This window comes from Paralysiella testudinis (assembly GCF_016894345.1).
Classification (GTDB): Bacteria; Pseudomonadota; Gammaproteobacteria; order Burkholderiales; family Neisseriaceae; genus Paralysiella; species Paralysiella testudinis.
This window is the reverse complement of the sequence record NZ_CP069798.1, coordinates 2827353-2846296: the sequence shown is the minus strand read 5'-3', so window position 1 is coordinate 2846296 and position 18944 is coordinate 2827353. Positions and strand designations below refer to the sequence as shown.

Genomic DNA, 18944 nt, shown 5'->3' with positions numbered 1-18944 from the left:
GTTAGGTTATTTTTAAGGCTGCCTGAAAGATGAATAGCTGCTACAGCAATCTTTATCCGCAACATCCGGCAGCAGAGCCACCAAATCTACGGTACACGTAAAGTCTGGAGGCTTTGTTGCGCAATGGCTGCCGCGTTGCCTGCTGTACCGTGGAATGCCTTTGGAATACTCGGCTAAAGCGGCTTGACTCAAGATAAACCGGCACCCATAAAATCGGCGCGGTTCAGTTCGCAGTTGGCTAATCATACCTATGCAGAATGCTTTGTTTAAAAGTGCCAGCGTATGCCTGTATTGATGGCGCGGCCGGGTAAGGGGGCGAGGTATTTTAGGGTGGAGTTAAACGGCCGGGCTTCGCGGTTGGTGAGGTTTTTGCCGTCCAGATACCATTCCCATTCGCCGAGGCGGGTTTTGTGGCTATAGGATAGGTGGGCGTCTATCAGGGTATAGCCGGGCAGAATGGGCTCGCTGTTGATGATTTTGCCTACGTTTTTCTGTTTTTGGTAATGCACGGCTCCCACCGCTGCACGCCAACCTTGGCGCTCCCAGGCCAACTCGGCGCCATAGCGCGAGGTGGGCATGCCGGGCATGTAATCGCCTGCCAGCCGTTGCTCCGGGGTTTCGTTGTTGTGGCGTGGGCGGTTGCGTACCCAGTCGCCAAATACGCCGATACTCCATTGGCCGCTTGTGTGGGCGGGCAGGCGGTAGCGCAGGTCGACTTCGGCACCGCTGACGGTAGCGTCTTGCTGGCGCCATTGGCGGATGAGCAGGCGGCCGCTGTTGGGGTCGGTATTAGGGCGGCTGATGCCTAAGCCGGTGTAGGCCAGGTAGCTGTAGTTTTTAAATTGGCTGCGGTAGACGGCGGCATGGGCAGAAAAGTTGTGCCAATCCAACTGGCTGCTCAGCTCCCAAGCATGGGCTTTTTCTTTTTGTTGATTTGGGTTGCCTTCTTCCACCGATAAGGTGGCTAGGTGACGGTTGCTGGCATAAAGTTCGTTGACTTCGGGTGCGCGCTCGGACCAGCTGCGCTGCAGTTTGAGTTGCCAATAGTCGTTTACTTGCCATTGCAGCCCGATGTGTTGGTTTTGCAGCGAAAAATCGTGTGGGTGGTTGAGGTAGTCGGCCCAATTTTTACCGTCTTGGTAGTTGTCGGGCAGGCGGCGGTGTTTGATTTTGTCCCAGCGGGCGCCGACTTCGATATAGAAAGGGTCGAAATTGGCTTTTTCCAGCATAAACAGGCCGCGCTCTTGGCTGCGCACGCTGGGCATATAGGCGTCTTCACCGCTGCTGCGGATGTCGCGATGGTTGATGGCCACGCCGGCAGTGCCTTCCAGCGGTCCCCATTTGGCATGGCTCACTTCCAGGCGCAGTTGTTTGCTGGTGCTGTCCAGCCCGCTGGACAAGGTATCGCCCAGATAGTCGCTATTTTGGGCTTTGGAATAGCCTAAGCTCAGGCTGGCATGGCGGATGCCGGGCAAGGGTCGGTTGAGGGCGCCGCGTAAATCCCAGCGGGTTTGGTCTGCGCGGATATTGGCCGGAGCATAGCCTATGCGGGCTTGCTTGTCGTTGTTCCAAGCATCGGTGTAGACAAAGCCGGGCACGCCGTAGTGGGTGCGGTAGCGGCTCAGGGCCATGCCGATATAACCCGCTTCGCCAATCAGGCTGGTGCCTAGGGTGAAGGATTGGGTTTTTAAATGGCTGTTGGGGATTTTGCCGTCGGGGATGGGCACGATGTCGGTGAGCGGGCCTTTCTGGTCGGGTAGATAGGCGCCGGCATTGGGGGTGTGCAGGGGATTGGCCGGGTTGGGGATGCCGTAAAGGTTAGCAGCTTGGGTGGTGTAGCGATCCATTTCGCTTTCCAGCTCGCTCGGATTGTTGACAAAATAGCGGTTTAAATAAGGAAACCATGCCGGGTTTCTGCCGCCGCGTTGAATGTGCATATTCATTTGGCACATGTCGCGCAGAACACTGTCGCTGCCGGCTTCGTTGTGGTCGTAGCAGGCGGCGGCTTTGGTTTGGCCGGGAATTCGGTAGGCGGAAATTTGGCGCTGCAAGCCGCTTAGGTGCCATGCCCAGTTGCTGTCGTTGTGACCGTCGAGGCGGAACATTTGTGTGTTGGGGCTGTTGAATCCGCCGCTGATATCGATTTTACCGCCAAAACGTTTGCCGCTGATTTGGGTGGGGATGCGGCCATCGTCTACATTTACCGCACCGCCAATTGCACTGCCACCATACAGCACTGAGGCTGCGCCTTTGATGATTTGGATGTTGTCGGCCATAAACGGCTCGATTTGGGTGGGCAGGTTGCCGCTGATTACGGCGACGTCTTGCAGTGATAATTCATTGGCCAGAATTTGCACCCGTGAGCCGGACAGGCTGCGGATGGTGGGGCGGCCGGCGTTGGGGCCGAAATGCTCACTTTGTACTCCGGCGGTTTTTTCGGTGGTGGCACCCAAAGTGGCGGCGCGGTTGTTTTGCAGTTCATGACCGCTTAATACCGATTGGGTGCCCATAAACAGCGCTTTGGCAGTGGGTGCGGCTTGGGTGGCTACTACTTCGATATCGGCCAAGGCGGCAGCTGCGGAATCGGTTTGTGCTTGTGCAGCGGTGGTGAAAGCGGCTAAGGCAGCGCCGATGGCCAGTGCGGTTTGGTGTTGTTGAATATTCACAATGATTATCTAAAATTAACAAATGTTATATTATATCAGTTAATTTTAATATTGAACTGCGGCGGAATGACGCAAGTACCTTGTTCACAGAATAAGGCACTCGCATCTTTTTGGCCGATGGTTAAATGTCGGATTCAAGAATCCGACCCGCGGATGGGATTGTCAAACTACTTTATTTTGTAAGGTTATTTTTAGGATTGGTATTATTCAGGCTGCCTGAAGGCCATGGCGGCGGCGATGTGTTGCCAATCGTTGTCTACCGGCGCGTTTAGGGTGAGGGCGGTGCCGTTGTGCGGGTGTTGGAAGCTGAGGCTTTCGGCGTGCAGCAGCAGGCGGGGGATGCCGGTGTGGGCGGCCAGGGCGCGGTTTTGTTTTTTGTCGCCGTAATTGCTGTCGCCCAGAATGGGGTGGAATAGGTGTTTGAGGTGACGGCGCAGCTGGTGTTTGCGTCCGCTGTGCGGCTGCAATTGCAGCAAGCTGAAGCGGCTGCTGGGGTGCGGGCCGCACGGGTAGGGCAGTTCGCTTAAGCCTAGGCAGCGGTAGTCGGTAACGGCGCTTTGCGGTGGTTTGTTGTGATCGGCCATGCAGTCGGCAATTTTATCCAGCACTTCTTTCAGCGGGTAGTCGATGCGGCCGCTGCCGTGCAGCCAGCCGCGCACGATGGCCAAGTAGGATTTGCGGATTTGCTGTGTTTCGAATTGCTGTGACAGCAGGCGGGCGGTGTGGCTGTTGAGGGCAAACAGCAGCACGCCGGAGGTGGGGCGGTCGAGGCGGTGTACGGGAAAAACATGTTGGCCGATTTGGTCGCGCAGGGTTTGCATGGCAAAGCGGGTTTCGTGTTGGTCGAGCCAGCTTCTGTGCACCAACATGCCCGCCGGTTTGCAGATGGCCACTAGGGTGTCGTCTTGGTAGAGGATGGGCAGCAGCGGGGCGGTCATGTGGGCTTGGTCGCGGCGATGCTGGCGCCAATGGCGGCAGCCATGCGCGCGCTGGCGCCTTGGTGTTGGCGGATAAAGCCGTGTGCTTGCGCGGCCATGTGGGTGCGGGCGGCGGGGTTGGCCAAGAGGGCGGCGGTTTGCTGTTGCCATGCGGTGGCATCGGCCACTTGCACGGCGGCACCGCTGGCCACGGCGCTGGCCGCAGCGGCGGCAAAATTATAAGTGGACGGGCCAAACAGGGTAGGCAGGCCGCAGGCAATCGGCTCAATCATATTGTGGCAGCCGCTGTCGACCAAGCTGCCGCCCACAAACGCCACTTCGGCAGCCAGAAAATAGGCAAATAATTCACCCATGCTGTCGCCAATCCAGATTTGGGTGTTGGCGTGTACCGGGGTGTTGTCGCTGCGGTTTTGCACTTTAAAGCCGTGTTGCTCAGCGCTGCTGAAGGCTGCCTGAAAGCGCTCGGGATGGCGCGGCACGATAATTAGTAGGGCATTGCCACGGTAGGCTTGCCAGGCTTGCAGCAGCAGCGCGGCTTCGTCTTGCTGCTGGTAAAAGCGGGTGCTGGCGGCCACCACCACCGGGCGGTTGCCGATGCGTTGTTTGAAATCGGCGGCCAAGGCGTGCATGGCCGCGGGGGCGCTGATGTCGTATTTGCTGTTGCCGCACACCGTTACATGGGCGGCACCGATACGGCGCAAACGCTCGGCATCGGCTTCGGTTTGCGCATAGCAGCCGAGCAGGGTTTGTAGTGCCGGGCGGATTAGGCTGCGGGCTTTCAGGTAGCCTTGCTGCGATTTTTCCGATAGCCGCGCATTGGCCATAAACATGGGGATGCCGTGTTGATGACACAAAAACAGGGTGTTGGGCCAGATTTCGGTTTCCATCAAGATGCCCAAACGCGGCTGGTGTTCGTGCAGGAATTGGCGGATGTAGCTGGGTTTGTCGTAGGGCAGGTAGCGGCATTGCGCTTGCGGGTAGAGTGTTTCGGCGGTGGCGCGGCCGGTTGGGGTGGTTTGGGTAATCAGCAGTGGGGTGTTGGGGAAATGCTGTTGCAGTGCCTGAATCAGCGGCTCGGCAGCACGGGTTTCGCCCACCGATACGGCATGCACCCAAATGGCTTTTTGCATCGGCGCGGGGTGGGGCTGGCCGAAGCGCTCGTTCCAGTGCGCCAGATACGCCGGTGCCTGCCGCGCACGGCGGCGCAGATAGCGGCGGATAAACGGCGGGGCAATCTGCCACAGGGTTTGGTAGAGGAAGTTGAGCAGCATAAAGGTTATATATTGGGGTTTCAGGCAGCCTGAGTGGTGAACAGGCTCTAAGGCCACCTCATGAATGGAGTTTCACTCTTGCGTGCGGTTATGCTTCTACCTACAGCTTGCTTTGGGTCAATGGATTGCCGAGTTAAGTTCGGCAATGACGATGTACTATTTCAGGCAACCTTACTGCTGGCAAGGCTGCCTGAAGTTTAATCAAAGCGGATGCTGTAGCGGATTTCGCCGCCCACCGATTCGGTGCTCACTTTGCCGATGGCTTGCAGGGCGCGGTTGATTTGGTAGGTTAGCTTCACGGTTTGGGTGGCGCTCTCAATGCCGTATAAATAGCTGACATACAGGTCGTTGGTGAGCCGCTTGCCCACGGTAATCACCTGCTCGGCCGGGTTCATTTCGCCGGTTTGGTGGTTACGGGTTTGCTGGCTGGTAAAGCCCAATTCGTCCACCAGCCCCAAGCGGTCGTTCAGACCACCGGCCAGCCAAGCACTGGCGGCGGCGCTCAGTGCCGCTTCGTCGCCGGCGCTGCCGCTGCTGGCACGCCCCAGAATGAGCCAGGATAATTTGTCTTTTTCACTCATTGGCTCGTTGGCGGTAAGGCTGATGCGCGGATTGCTCAGATTGCCCAGTGCCTCGACACCGGCCTCCACCGGAGAAGAGCGGCGGGTGGCGCGTAGGCGCAGGTTGGGGTCGTCGATGGGGCCGACAAAGGAAATGCTGCCTTGTTGGATTACCAGATCCTGCCCATAGGCTTTGTATTGGCCTTTGATAATATTCACCGACCCCACCAGCTGCAACTCCTGAGTGGGTGTGCTGGTGGCCACCAAGCGGCCGCCCAGCAACACGTCCAGCCCTTCGCCGCTAAAACGGAATTTATCGTTCAAATCCAGTGTCATACTCAGGCTAACCGGCAAGGCGGCGCTGGCAGCCGGTTTTTCGCGCCCGAGCACCACCACATCATCACCCAAAGTGGGCATGCCCGCCTTGGGAAAACCGAAATGACCTTGATCCACTTTAAGCTCGCCGGTGAGGATGATGCCGCGGCTCAGGGTGTAAATCAGTTGTGAGTGGCCGCTTAACGTGAGGCGGCGGTTGACTTGGTCCAGAATGGGGTAGCGGTTGAATTGGGCGGTCACGTCTACATCGGGGGTGGTGCCCACCATATTGACCACGCCTTTGAGGGTGATGTCGCCGTCTTTGCGCTTGAAGTTGAGGGCGTCAATCAAGAGGCGGCGGCCTTGGAAGCGGCTGCGCAAGGTGCCGTTTTCCAGAATCACGCCGTTGCCGCGCTCGCGGTAATACAGATTATTGCCGTTGAGGCTGCCGTTGAGCAGCGGCGTGCCCACGGTGCCGCTCACGGCGGCATCGGCGGCCAAGCTGCCGCGTGCTTCCATGCCCACCGGCATTAAATAGCGGAAATTGGCCAAATCGGGGGCGTTTACCTTGATGTGGCCGCTCACCGGTGCTTTGAGGATGTCGTTACCAAATTGCTGGGCAATGGCTACGCGGGCATCAACATTGCCGTAACGGGTATCGCCAGTGAGGTGGTTGTCGATACGCCCGTTTTGAAAACGGGTGTCGAGCACTACTTTGCTTAAGCCCAACGCCTGTTTGCGATAGGGTAGGATGATGTCGCCGGATTGCTGCCGGATTTTCAGGTAGCCACGGGCATTGTTGCTGTAGGACAAATCCCAGTCGCCGCTGAGCACCAAGTTTTGCTCTATTGGCAAGGGCATTATATTGTGCAGCTGCTGTACTGCTAAGTTGCTGGCATTGCCGCGGCTGGTGAGGCCTTGTTTTTTGTCCCACAGTAGCGACTGCAGGTTGAGGCTGCCGCCCATGGCCGCCCAGCGGGCGTTGTTCATCACCACCCGCTCGGCGCCCGCTTCCAGCTGCAAAGGTGCCAGTAGCTTGAGGTTGAAGGCACCGCCGATGTCCAGTGTGCCCACGCGGCCGCGCCACTGGTATTTTTCATCCAGCCCGCCGTTGGCGGCCACATCGAGGCGGTAGGGTTTGCCGTCGAGCTGCAATTGGGCATCGGCGCGAATGGTGTGGTTGTTGCCGCGGCCGTTAATCAGGGTGTTGATGCGCTCGATACGGGTGCCGCCGGCGTTCAGTGTTTGGCCGTTGATGCGGATATTGAGCGGCTGAGTTACATCGGGCGAGCCTTGCAGAGCGAAGTCCAAGGTTTGCACTTGCAGCACTTTTTGTACTTCTAAGCCGCGTGCTTGGCCGCTGAGGTTGGCGGTGAGTTTTTTCGGTTCGCCGCTGATAAAGCCTTTGGCGGTGAGCAAGCCTTTGAGGCCGAAGCCGAACAAATCCAATTGCGGGGCGTTGATGTCCAAGTTGAGCTTGTCGCCCGCTTTGCCAAAGCTACCGTTGCTGATAATACGGTTGCGACCTAGGGCTAGGTTGATGTCGGCACGGCTCAGGTGCTGATCTTGGTAGTGCACATCGGCCTTGCCCGCTAGTGGTGCGCCGGACAAGACGCTGTTTTGCCATTGCATCTGGCCGCTGATGTTGGGGCTGTCGGCTAAGGTGCCTTTGATGTTGATGCTGCCGTTTACGCGGCCGCTGGGAAAGCGGTCGTTGAGTTTGTTGGGATTGAAATTTTGGCTGTCTACATTTAATTCCAGTGCCTGTTGCTGAAATAGGGCAAGGCTGCCTGAAGCGTTGAGCACGCCGCCATCGCGCGGCAGTAGTTGTAGTTTTTCCAGCAGCAGGGTTTGTTGGGCGCTGGCTTGGTCGGTGAGCAGTTGCAAGGTGCCGCTGCTGCGGGCTTTTTCGGTGTCAAACTGCCAGTCGGTTTGGGGGCTGGTCAGGCTGCCGTGTACATGGATGCTGCCGTTCAGGCTGCCGGGCAGGGTGTTGTTGAGCACATCTTGGCTCTGCAGGTTTTGCAGCAGGGCGGTGATGTCGAGCTGACGCTCGGTGGTGTTGACCTGGCCGCGCACATTGATGCTGCCTTTTTGCATTAATTGCGCATCCAGCGTTTGGATATTGATCTGGCCTTGGCTGTCGATTTTAAGTTGGCCGGTGAGCAGGCGCAGCGGCAGGCCGCCGGTATCGGCCGCCGCCGGTGTGCGGTTGCTCAGGCTGATGATGCCGTCCAATTCATCGCGATGGCTGATGTTGGGTGCCATGCCGATGCTGAAATCCACATCGGCTTTGGGCAGGCTGGGCAGGAAAGCGTGCGGATTAAGCTGCCGCCCTAATAGATTCAAGCTGATGATTTTGTGGTTTAGTTGCAGTGCAAACGGCTTGAGTTTGGCATCGGTTTGCAGATGAATGGGGCCGCCGTGCATTTGCGCGGCCAGCGCCGGGGTTTCGAGGCTGCCTGAAAGCACGGCTTCGCTGCTCACGGCTTGCTCGTCGAGCAGGCCTTCGCCGCTGAGCTTGCCGTTAAGGGCAAAGGGGCTTTCGGTGTTCAGGCTGATGTCGCCTTGAATGTTGTGCCAAGGTGTGCGCAAGGCGGCAATGTGCAGGCGGTGGTTGTGGTGGTCGTAAACATAGCTGGCGCGGCTGGGCAGCAACACCACTTGTTTGGGTTCGCCCACAGTAATGCCCCCCAGCTCCAGCGCATCCACATTCACCGCCACCGGCAGGCTAATGCTTTTGGGCAAGGTAGCTGCGGCTTGATCCGGCTTGGGTGGGCTGGCTTGGCTGACAATGTGGATTTCACCCACGGCCAAACGGCGGATGTGCAGCTGGCGCTGCCACAGGGCAGAAGAATCCCAGTCCAGCACCAGTGAATCAAGGCTGATGTCGCTGCCGCCGGTGTTGATGTGGGTTTTTTCCAGCGCAAAACCGCGCCAGAGTGTGCCTTGCGGGTTTTCCGCCTGAATCTGCACCCCAAACAGGGCGGGTAGGCGCAGTAAACCCAAGCGCAGGCCGGATTCGGTGCCCACCAGCCAGCCTATGCTGCCGGATAACAGCAATAAAAATGCAGCCAAGCTCAGCAGAGCGCGCCGCAGCCAGTGGCGGCGCGGGCGTGGTGTTACCGCTGGCGTATCGCCATTGCTGTGGCCGGGCGGCGCGGGTGGGGTTTGATGTTGCGTCATCAGAAACGGGTTCCTAGGCTGATGTGCCAGCGTATTTTTTTGTCTTGATGGCCATAGGCCACATCAAAGGCAAACGGCGCCAGAGGGCTAAACCAGCGCAGGCCGATGCCGCTGCCTTGCTGCCATTTGGTGTCTTTGAATGAATGTGAAACTGAGCCGGCGTCGTGAAACACGGCCACCGAGAAATCTTTGTTCACCGGCACTTGATATTCCACACTGACCACGCCCAGAGCGCGATTCGGCAATACCGAATTATTAAAGCCGGGCAGGCCGATGCTGTCTTGCTCGTAGCCGCGCACACTGGTGGCGCCGCCGGTGCGGAACATCAGGCTCGAAGGCACGTCTTTGTCTTCACCGGCACGCACATAGCCCAGCTGGCCGCGCAACACCAAAGTGCCGTATTTGCGCTCTTGCGGGGTATAGAAATAGCCGGCGCGGGCGGCAGCGCGCTGTATTGAGGTAGACGAGCCCAAGCTGCCCACCGTGCTGCCGATTTTGCCTTCCAGAAAATAGCCGTTGGCCGGGCGCAATTGGGTTTCGATGTTTTGGCGTTTCCACGAGGCGGTGAGCATCAAGGCATTGCTGCGACCCAAATCCGGGCCGTTGGTGATGCGGCTGCTTTCGGTGAGGTATTCCAGCCCTAAGCGTGAGTCGATGTTGTTTTTATCGCGCACATACCAAACGCCGCTGGAGATGGCATTTTTTTCCAGATTTTGGGTGGTAGAGCGGTTATAGCTGAGGTTGCTGGTCCAGAAGCGGCCGTTGGCTTTGCGTGGCTGGCTCAAACCCACACCCACGGTGGCTTGGTAGCGGTCGATGTCGAATAGGGTGGAAGCCACATAGCCGCGGTTAAAGACATTGTAGTGATCGTAGCCCAAGCGGATACCGGGGCCATCGGCGGAGTCGTAGCGCAGGCCGAAGTCGAATTTTTGCCGCTTCACTTCGCTCACGCTCACTTTTACCGGCACACGATCACCTTGCATATTGGCAAAGTCGGCCTGTACCGAGGCACCGCCGTAATGGCTGTCTTGCTCCAGCGCTTGCTGGTAGTCGAGGATTTTGTCTAAATCATAGGGTGAGCCGGGTGCAAAACGCGCCATGCCCAACACCACGCTTTGCGGATAGCGCTGGGTGCCGCTCACTTCGATTTCGCCGAAATACACTGGCTGTTTGCTGTCTACCGTGAGCGCCAATTCGGCTTGGTTGCGGTTGGGGTCTACCGTGGCTTGGCTGGCGCTGATGCTGGCCAGTGGATATTTGTGGCGCACCACAGCGGCGAGTACGGCGCTTTTGCTGCTGCCCCAAGCGCTTTGGGTGAACGGGTCGCCCACGGGCAATGCCCAGTTTTCCATGGCGTTTTTATAGTATTGTGCCAGATTGTCGTCGGCCAGAATATCGCCCAGAATGGCCACGTTTACAGCGTCAATCTGCGTGCGCGGGCCGGGGGTGATGTGCAGCACATAGCCTTCGCCATCGGGGCTAATGGTGATTTTGCTGTTGAAATAGCCTTGGGTTTCCAGCATGGTGGTGGCTTGAGCAGGGGCATCTTCGGCCAGAAAAGCGGCTTGCTCGCGATCCAATGCTTCTTCTTGTTGCTGGGTAATCAGCGGCAGATGGGTTTCCACCAAGGTTTTGAGATCTTTGTTGTCACTTTCTACCCGCACCGGATAGCGTAGCACCGGCACGGCTTTGGTTTCAAACAGACCGAAAAAACGGCTGCTTTTGGCTTCTTCGGCTTCATTGGTGGTCGCATCAGCTGCCACGGCCTGCGTTTCGGCGGCCGTGGCGGTGAATGCCGCCATCGATAAGGTGGCGGCCAAAAGAGTAAGGTGAAATGGTTTGTTCATAAGTCTGACAAAACGGCATACCAATCATTGATGGCCAAGGTATTTTAATTTGTGCTTGCGGGCAGGGTGGTGGTAGCAAGGTGTTTGTTGAAAGCGGATGCAGTGGCTGAATCTGCGTTTTAAGCCAAGCTTGTTTCAGGCAGCCTGAAATGCATTCAAAAATGCCGAAATCTTTTTAAATGAGCAAAACGACCACCATTTTAACATTATTTGCTTGTGCTTATTGTTGCGGCGGTGTAAATGCCGTGCGTTACCCAGCGGTATCATACCATTTCGCCGATACTGACAGAATAAGGCATAGCAAAGGCGTTGGGTTATTTTTTGTAATGATATAACGCGATTGACAAGCCGCCGCTGCGGGCGATAGTATGACGGCCAACATCCAGAGTTGGAATATCCATGCCAACCTGCCGGTCGGCAAGGTGGAATGCGCAGTGCAGATGTGGCCGTGTTGAGCGGCAAAAACGGCATGCACCCGGGCTCTTGAGTTTAAGAGACGGGTGTTTTTGTTATGTGATACCAATTCTACAAAACAACCTAACTGCGTTGGCTCGCCTTAGCGTAAAGCGAACGATTTTGTAAGGCGCTAAAGCGCCAACAAACTCTGTTCCGTACTACTTGTACTGTCTGCGACTCAGCTCAAAGAGAACGATTTACTAGGGCGCTGAAGCACCGAGTAAATCAGTTCCGCCTTGTTATCTTGTTTTGTAGAATTGGTATGAAACACCATGGGGTCATTTAAACCGACTTGCAGCCCCACAATCACAATATGCTAAAAGGAACGGAATACCATGAAAATCGAACACCTTACCTTAACTTTCCATGCCACCGCCGCCAGCAGTACGGTGCGGTTTTGGCTGTGTCTGCCGCAACAGTCGGCGGTGCCCTTGTGTTGTGTCTGCCCGGTATCAGGGCAATGGCAAAGCGCAGCCTGCTTTCCGGCAGCTGCCGACACCCCCTTATTTGACGATGCGGATTTGAGTGCCGTGCGCAGCAGCCTGTTTTTGCTGGGCGTGACCGATATTGATGCGGCATTGGCGGCGTTGCAAATGCAGGCGCAGCAAGCTTTGGCGGCCTGTGGTGCCGACAAGGCTGCCTGAAAGCGATACGCTCATGGGCGAATTTGATTTTATCCGCCAGTATTTGCAGCGCCAGCAGAGCGGTGCCGAGGTGGTATTGGGCATTGGCGATGATGCCGCCATTGTGCGGCCGCTGCCGGGTTTGGACTGGTGCATCAGCACCGATATGTTACTGGCCGGGCGGCATTTTTTTGCCGATGAAGCCGCGGCCGACATCGCCCACAAAGTGCTGGCGGTGAACTTGTCGGACATGGCGGCCATGGGTGCACAGCCGCGTTGGGCTTTGCTCAGTGCCGCTTTGCCGCAGCTTAATCCGGTGTGGCTTAGCTCTTTTTGCGACAGCCTGTTCTCGTTGGCAGCCGCGCATGGCGTTACGCTGATTGGCGGCGACACCACCCGTGGCGATTATGTGTTCAACATCACCATCGGCGGCACGGTGCCGCAAGGGCAGGGTTTGCGCCGCAGCGGCGCACAGGTGGGTGACGATATCTGGCTGTCGGGGCGAGTGGGTTTGGCCGCCGCCGCTTTGCAGCAACGGCTGGGGCGCTTAAGGCTACCTGAAACCGTGTTTGCCGAGTGCAACCAAGCTTTGTTGCGGCCAACTCCTCAGGTGGCTTTGGGGCAGGCTTTGCTGGGCGTGGCCAGTGCGGCGCTGGATGTGTCTGACGGCGTGGCGCAGGATTTACAGCATATTTTGCGCGCTTCAGGGGTGGGTGCCGATGTGGATACCACGCAATTGCCCACCTTGGCCGCTTTACGCCACGGGCTGCCTGAAAGCACTTTGCTGCCTTTATTATTGGCCGGTGGCGACGATTACGAATTGCTGTTTACTGCCGCGCCGGCGCAGCGTGCGGCGGTGGCCGCGGCCGGCATTGCCAGCGGCACGGCACTGAGCCGCATCGGCACCATTACCGAGCAGCGCCAGGTACTGCACTGCCTGGATGCCGATGGCCACCCGATAAAGCTTGACCAACAAGGATACGATCATTTTGGCTAACCCATCCACGCCGCCTGTTACCCCCACATTGTCTTGGTTATTCAAAAACCCGGTGTGCTTGCTGGGCTTCGGCTTCGGCACCGGGTTGGCACCCAAAGCCCCCGGCACCTTCGGCACCTTGCCTGCCTTGCCGCTGGCTTGGCTGCTGTTGCAATTGCAGTTGCCGTGGCATGGATTGCTACTGGTGGCCGCCATGCTGTTTGCGGTGGGCATTCCCATTTGCAGCTACACCGAGCAAAAATTGGGGCGGCAGGATTATGGCGGTATTGTGTGGGACGAAATCGCCGCCATGGTGTTGGTGCTGTTGTTTGTGCCGTTGACATGGGCGTGGTGGCTGGCGGCATTTGCCGTATTCCGTTTTTTCGATGCGCTAAAGCCGTGGCCAATCCGCTGGTTTGACGCCCGTATTCATGGCGGGCTCGGCATTATGCTGGATGATTTGCTGGCCGCGGTTTTTAGTTTGGGGTTATTGTGGTTGTTGGCGGAGCTGCTTGCTTGGTAAGATAGGGGCACACAACCCCAAGTCATCCACATGAATATCCATATCCGCGTTGACACCGAATTTTTGCCCGAGCACAGCGATTTGCTGCGCGACAGCTATGCCTTTGCCTACCACATCACCATTGAAAACCACGATGAAGAACCGGTAACCTTGCGCAACCGCCATTGGGAAATCACCGATGCGCTGGGCAAAACCGACACCGTTGACGGCGCTGGCGTGGTGGGCGAGGAGCCGCTGCTGATGCCTGGCGCCGGTTTTTCCTACACCAGCGGCGCCCGCTTGCACACGCCTTGGGGCAATATGGTGGGGCGCTATGAATTTGAGCGGCAAGACGGCAGCCGTTTTTGGGCGCCAATTCCTGCTTTTGAGTTGAAAGCACCATTAACCTTGCAGTAGTTTCCAATGCCATTTTGGCTGATGCTGCACACAATCAAAGGAGTGAAACATGAATCTACCTTGGGAAGCGCAACTGATATTGGCGGGCGTGGTTGGCCTGTTGGTGGGTTTATTGGTGATGTGGCTGCTGCTGCGCCAAAGCGGCGACCAGAAAAAACAACACGAAGCCTTGGTGCAGAAATTCAGCGATTACCGCCAAGATGTGGACAAGCACTTTGTGGAAACCGCCGCTGCCGTGGACGAGTTAAACCGCAGCTACCAAAAAGTGGTGCAACACCTAAGCCAAGGCGCACAAAGCCTGATGGGCAAAGAAGCCTTGCAGGAGCAGCTGGCCAAACGCAGCGATAAATCGGTGACCGTGGCCTATTTGGCGGCCACCAGCGTGATTGCGCTGCCTGAAAGTGCCGCCGCAGACAACACATCCGCTGCCGCAAGGCTGCCTGAAGACGACATTCCGCCGCCGCCTTACACCGACGCCACCGAGGCCGAAGTGGTACCGTTTACCGGCCAGCCCGATCGCGTGGCCGACAGGGTGCCGACTGCTGCACCGGCAACCGTGGCCGAAACCCAGCCGGAAGAAGCCATACCGCCAACGGCTGAAACCGTGGATTTACAACAGCCCAAGCCCTGATTTGGATTTGATGGCCATACCCTAAACCGCTTGTTTGCCTAGTTGAGGTGAAACAGGCGGTTTTTTAATGGCGGCGGCAGATAGGGCGTTGGTTGATTGTTTAAGGCTGCCTGAAAGTGTTTAAGTTGGGTTTTGGCTTCGCAGAAACTGCGTTTTAGCTTACCTCAGTAAGACGCTCGTACCCAAAGAATATAGGCCAAGAAATTTGAAAATGTCGCAAGAAAAAAACTAACAACGGCTTAAGATTAACCCAATCATTCTATGCTGACAAGTATTTACATGATTTTTTGTTATTTTTGATACCGGGATTTCACTGGGGCTAGGGTCTGTTCACAATTACTTGTCATACCCTTGAATAAAAAAGAAACGCAGGCATAAAAGGAAGTTCTCACCCTCCCCCAATACACCTGCGATGCCCCGTACACTACTCAAAGATGAACATTGGACGAAGCTGTTACCCTATTCTGCGTGATTTGGGTATTTATAGCAAACCCAATTTGCGCAGAATTCTTGAAGGCATACTTTACAGAATAAGAACCGGCATACCGTGGCGGGATTTACCCGAGTATTTCGGCAAGTATCATACTGTTTATATCGCTTATAACCGTTGGTCAGAAAAAGGCATTTTTACTGCAATCTTGAAACAGCTCAGCCAAGAGAGTGACTTGGAGTGGGTAGCCATAGACGGCAGTTATACCAATTCTACAAAATAACCTAACTGCGCTGGCTCGCCTTGCCGTACTACTTGTACTGTCTTCAGCTCGCCGCCTTGTTATCTTATTTTGTAGAATTGGTATTATATCCGTGCTCACCAACACTGCGCCTCAGCGCTCAGTGCACAAGAGGATCACGCAATCGGTATGAGCCGAGGCGGCAGAACCAGCAAGATTCATCTGGCTGTAGATGCTGCAGGCAATCCGATTGAGGTTATCGTTACTGCGGGCAATATCCATGATGTCACCGTTGCACCGGAGCTGCTTGACAACATCAACCTTGCCGAAACTGAGTTGGTTAATGCGGACAAAGGTTACGATTCAGACCGGCTCAGGGAGCAAATAGAGCAAAGCGGTGCGAAAGCCAATATTCCCTATAAAAGCAATAGGGAAGAGAAAAATAAAGACATGGACTGGTATTTATATAAAATCAGGCATTTGGTAGAGAATGCCTTTTGCCGTTTGAAACATTTCCGAGCGATTGCCAGCCGTTACGATAAGCTCAAACGCAACTTCCACAGTACGGTTTTATTGGGGTGCATTGTGATGTGGTTACCTTTATGACAAGTAATTGTGAACAGACCCTAATATCACGTAGACGATAATATTATCATCCATAAAGTTTTGGACACTCGTGCCATTTATTTTATTGCACTGAAAATTCATCTTACGAACGATACTCAATAAAACGGTGCGGTTCAATGGTAAAAGTGCTGTCAGCTTGGGTATGAAGGGTGGATTTACGCACGGTGTCGATGTGCGCACGGTCTTCACTTTCACTGCGGCGGATGCCCACGCCCACGGTGATTTTGCCACCAACCCCGGATTTGCCGCCGGCCTAGGTGGCGGTTTGGGTAATCGAACTAAGATCTTTTGCCGCGATTTCGGTGCCGGAAACCAGTACATTTCCTTTGCCCTGTATGTCTACACGGCCATGGGTGCTGCCAATGGTGCTGAGTGTGTGGCCGGTACTGCTTTGTCGGTTTAACTCACCTTCGGTTTGCGAACCAATCAGAATGCCGCCGCCGGTGCCCATGATGCCGGAGCCGGTTTCCCGCTGTTGCCGGTGGCTGTTGTGGGTGTTTTGTGCAGCAGTGATGCTGACGGCACCGCCGGCACCCAAGAAAGTTTGATTGTCTGAAACAATATTGCTGCCGCGCACATCAAGGTTTTTCTGTGCCTGCACCACCACTCGGCTGCCGGTGATGCTGCTGCCTTGAGCCTGATCATAGCTTTCACCACCATGCATGCTGACTGAATGGCTGGATATGCCTAGGTTGCTTTTGTTGTAGACGGCTGCATCTACGCTGCCGCTGCGCCGCCCTTCGGTAATGCGCACATTTTGGCCGGCAATGCCGACAGTACCCCTGCCGCTGTTGATTTGGCTGCCCACGTCGGTTTTGCTGTGTTCGATACGGTAGTTGCGCGCATCGCTAATGCCGGTTTCGTGTTTCTGCTCGGTGAGGGTGCCGATGGTGCCGTTTTGCAGGTTGAGGTGGATTTGCTTGGCGCTGATCTGGCTGCCTGAGGTATTCAGGTCGCCCGGGAATTTATGCATATTGTTGGGTTCCAAACGGAAGGCTGATTAAGCATATTTTTCCATCAATGCAATAACAGGTTTTATCTCTTCATCATCACCGCAATATTTTTTTAAGGTAGCCAATATATCTGTTTCATTTTTACCGGTATGGTGATGTACATTACCGCCTTTGTCCAACATCAATTGCAGTACATCTAAACGCTTGGGCATACCGCCAATCATACTTAATGGAATTACATTGTCCTGATTTGGAATATTGGGGTTTGCGCCAGCACGCAATAAAACCAGTGCTGCCTCTGCATTGGTTGCCCGCATTGCATAATGCAACGGGGTCATTCCATAGCAGTCTTGGGCATTGATGGGTACACCTTTTTCAATCAGGTATTCGATGCTTTGTTTGGGCGGTTTATTCGGGTCAAAGCCTAATAAATTTTTATGTAGCCAATTCCAGTGTTCAGTTTGAGAAATTTCCAAGACATTGCGCTTATTCTCAGAAAATAGCTTATCAACCTGTACTAAATCACCTTCATCAAAAGCACTTAACAGCTCAACGCCAATTTGTGTTTTAAAATTCATAGTTATTTGCCTGTTTTTTGGAAATTTCTCATATCGATAATTGTTTAGTCCCTGAATTTTATGGAGTATCATTACCCCAATTAAAAGAGACCGACTTATGGCAAGCATATTGCATGGTAACGCCAAGACTACGCCTAGAATCAGAAAAGAAATACAAGAGTCTGAAGAGAGCATCGCAGCGTTAGCTAAAAATACAATATTAATTTCAAAACCGTTCTCTACTGGAAACACGCAGATTCGGTCGAAGATAAAAAGTCCGGCCCCAAAACCCGCCCCAGCGTGTTGACCGAATCGGAGCAGCAGGCAATCTGTACCGTCCGGCGACATCTGCGGCTGTCATTGGACGAGCTGTATATCATCTTCAAGCCCAATATTCCAAAGCTGAGCCGCTCCAATCTGCACCGGTGCTTGCAACATCACGGATTGTCGCGCTTACCCAAGAATGAATCCGATGGCCAAAAGGTAAAAAACATTCAAACAATATCCGGTTGGCTTTGTCCATATCGACATCACCGAGGTGCGTTGTGAAACCGGCAAGCTGTACCTGTTTGTCGCCATCGACCGCAAAACCAAATATGTTTATGCAGAACTTCATCCGCGTATGACGCAGAAAACCGCCGTTTCTTTTCTGCGCAACCTACAACAAGATTGTGTGTTTAAAATCACCCATATCCTAACGGACAACGGTGCGCAGTTTACCTACAACTTGCTGAGCCAAGCACAACGGCCTGATAAGGAGCATCCGTTTGACGAGCTTTGCCGGCATTTGGGCATTGAGCACCGTACCACGAAATTCCGTCATCCATGGACGAACGGGCAGGTGGAGATTACCAACAAGATGCTGAAAGAGGTAACGGTCAAACGCTTCCACTATGAGCATCCTGACGAACTTAAACGGCACTTGATGGTATTTTTGCTGTATTACAACCATCAACGCCCCTTACGGTCGTTGAAGTACAAAACGCCTTGGCAGGCTTTGGAAGATTGCTATAATCTAGAGCCTGAATTGTTTCGTGAAAATCCATTCCAGAAGATTATGGGTCTTAACATGTTCTGAATAATGAACTTTTCCGGACGTGAATTAACGTAGGCATCAAATTGCTTCTGGCTCATGCCTACCTCTTCCGCCGCCCGTACCAATCTACGGTGTTCCCAGCCGTATTTATGCCCATAGTCAACAGGCTGTTTTACTATTTTACTATCTTTCGTGTAGCAGTTTCCATGTAATCACCATTAGAAAGCTTGATATAACGATTATCAACTTGCGCTTTGGTTTCTGTTCCCAGGGCCGGACGGGTACGGGGGTGTGCTGGCCGGCGGCATCGATGTCGTTGCTGCCGGTGACCACGTTCAGCTCTGTAGCCCAAATACCGGCGTTGATTTGCGCGGCTTGAGCAAGGATGCGGGTGTAGTCGGCACCGGACGTATCCAAACCCTTACCGTTCACGCCAACGTTGCCGCTGCGCACGCGGAAGCCTTCCAGATGGCCGTTGCTGATGATGGGCCGGCCGGTGGTGAGGGTGACGCCGGCGGCATTGATAAAGCCACCGCCGTTTACTTGGATGCCGGCGGGGTTGGCCATAATCACTTCGGCACGCCGCCCGGCCACTTCGATAAAAGGGTGGTGTCCTGAAAAGTATGCTGCTGAAAAAAGCAAGATCCAACAAGGTAAAAGTCATGGTGCAGGGAAATAAGAAACTATAGATAAACAGGGATTTTTCTGTTTC

At 54.9% G+C, this 18944-nt stretch carries 16 protein-coding genes, 1 pseudogene and 1 riboswitch; of the genes and pseudogenes, 8 read left to right on the top strand and 9 right to left on the bottom strand.

The genetic code is table 11. The features are described from left to right. Window positions 1-266: 266 nt before the first annotated feature. From JQU52_RS14370 to JQU52_RS14350, 5 genes are all read right to left on the bottom strand, one after another. Window positions 267-2666 carry a TonB-dependent receptor gene (locus JQU52_RS14370; RefSeq protein ID WP_230339126.1) on the bottom strand — a complete coding sequence of 800 codons (2400 nt, stop codon included), beginning with the start codon at window positions 2664-2666 and terminating at the stop codon, window positions 267-269. A gap of 203 nt (window positions 2667-2869) precedes the next feature. Continuing rightward, window positions 2870-3592: a tRNA pseudouridine(65) synthase TruC gene (gene truC / locus JQU52_RS14365; protein ID WP_230340604.1), complete on the bottom strand. Its 723-nt coding sequence runs from the start codon at window positions 3590-3592 to the stop codon at window positions 2870-2872. Window positions 3593-3600: 8 nt separating this feature from the next. Beyond that, window positions 3601-4875, bottom strand: coding sequence for a lipid IV(A) 3-deoxy-D-manno-octulosonic acid transferase (gene waaA, locus JQU52_RS14360; protein WP_230339125.1), 1275 nt, complete (start codon window positions 4873-4875; stop codon window positions 3601-3603). A gap of 197 nt (window positions 4876-5072) precedes the next feature. Continuing rightward, window positions 5073-8936, bottom strand: a complete 3864-nt coding sequence (locus tag JQU52_RS14355; protein WP_230339124.1) for a translocation/assembly module TamB domain-containing protein — start codon at window positions 8934-8936, stop codon at window positions 5073-5075. Continuing rightward, a complete protein-coding gene (locus JQU52_RS14350) occupies window positions 8936-10783 on the bottom strand; it encodes an autotransporter assembly complex protein TamA (protein ID WP_230339123.1) in 1848 nt (615 codons plus the stop codon). The genes JQU52_RS14355 and JQU52_RS14350 overlap by 1 nt, the downstream gene beginning before the upstream one ends. 373 nt (window positions 10784-11156) lie before the next feature. Next, window positions 11157-11259, top strand: a riboswitch (SAM-I-IV-variant riboswitch). Window positions 11260-11574: 315 nt separating this feature from the next. Between JQU52_RS14350 and JQU52_RS14345 the strand changes: the two genes are divergently transcribed. The 7 genes and pseudogenes from JQU52_RS14345 to JQU52_RS14910 form a co-directional block, all read left to right on the top strand. Continuing rightward, window positions 11575-11883 carry a hypothetical protein gene (locus JQU52_RS14345; protein WP_230339122.1) on the top strand — a complete coding sequence of 103 codons (309 nt, stop codon included), beginning with the start codon at window positions 11575-11577 and terminating at the stop codon, window positions 11881-11883. A gap of 13 nt (window positions 11884-11896) precedes the next feature. Next, complete coding sequence (thiL, locus tag JQU52_RS14340; protein ID WP_230339121.1) at window positions 11897-12859, top strand: thiamine-phosphate kinase; 963 nt, start codon at window positions 11897-11899, stop codon at window positions 12857-12859. After that, window positions 12852-13361: a phosphatidylglycerophosphatase A family protein gene (locus tag JQU52_RS14335; protein WP_230339120.1), complete on the top strand. Its 510-nt coding sequence runs from the start codon at window positions 12852-12854 to the stop codon at window positions 13359-13361. Before thiL ends, JQU52_RS14335 begins: the two co-directional genes overlap by 8 nt. 30 nt (window positions 13362-13391) lie before the next feature. Then, window positions 13392-13757 carry a Co2+/Mg2+ efflux protein ApaG gene (gene apaG / locus JQU52_RS14330; RefSeq protein ID WP_230339119.1) on the top strand — a complete coding sequence of 122 codons (366 nt, stop codon included), beginning with the start codon at window positions 13392-13394 and terminating at the stop codon, window positions 13755-13757. A 49-nt stretch (window positions 13758-13806) separates the two neighbouring features. Beyond that, on the top strand, window positions 13807-14388 hold the full coding sequence (locus tag JQU52_RS14325; protein WP_230339118.1) for a ZapG family protein: 582 nt from the start codon (window positions 13807-13809) through the stop codon (window positions 14386-14388). A gap of 434 nt (window positions 14389-14822) precedes the next feature. Next, window positions 14823-15101, top strand: coding sequence for a transposase (locus JQU52_RS14915; RefSeq protein WP_407947601.1), 279 nt, complete (start codon window positions 14823-14825; stop codon window positions 15099-15101). A gap of 84 nt (window positions 15102-15185) precedes the next feature. Continuing rightward, window positions 15186-15665, top strand: a pseudogene (locus tag JQU52_RS14910) (IS5 family transposase); the annotation flags it as partial. Between the two features lie 274 nt (window positions 15666-15939). On the opposite strand, the gene JQU52_RS14315 reads toward JQU52_RS14910, so the two are convergent. After that, complete coding sequence (locus JQU52_RS14315) at window positions 15940-16659, bottom strand: hemagglutinin repeat-containing protein (protein WP_230339117.1); 720 nt, start codon at window positions 16657-16659, stop codon at window positions 15940-15942. Window positions 16660-16686: 27 nt separating this feature from the next. After that, entirely contained in the window at window positions 16687-17544 is an 858-nt protein-coding gene (locus JQU52_RS14310; RefSeq protein ID WP_230339116.1) for an ankyrin repeat domain-containing protein, read from the bottom strand. A 175-nt stretch (window positions 17545-17719) separates the two neighbouring features. On the opposite strand from JQU52_RS14310, the gene JQU52_RS14305 reads away from it, so the two are divergent. Next, a complete protein-coding gene (locus tag JQU52_RS14305; RefSeq protein ID WP_328301443.1) occupies window positions 17720-18274 on the top strand; it encodes a DDE-type integrase/transposase/recombinase in 555 nt (184 codons plus the stop codon). On the opposite strand, the gene JQU52_RS14905 is transcribed toward JQU52_RS14305, so the two are convergent. Together JQU52_RS14905 and JQU52_RS14300 are read right to left on the bottom strand one after the other, a co-directional pair. Next, complete coding sequence (locus JQU52_RS14905; RefSeq protein WP_379062234.1) at window positions 18205-18411, bottom strand: GH-E family nuclease; 207 nt, start codon at window positions 18409-18411, stop codon at window positions 18205-18207. The genes JQU52_RS14305 and JQU52_RS14905 overlap by 70 nt on opposite strands. Window positions 18412-18415: 4 nt before the next feature. Next, a complete protein-coding gene (locus JQU52_RS14300; protein WP_268866650.1) occupies window positions 18416-18826 on the bottom strand; it encodes a two-partner secretion domain-containing protein in 411 nt (136 codons plus the stop codon). Between the last annotated feature and the right edge of the window lie 118 nt (window positions 18827-18944).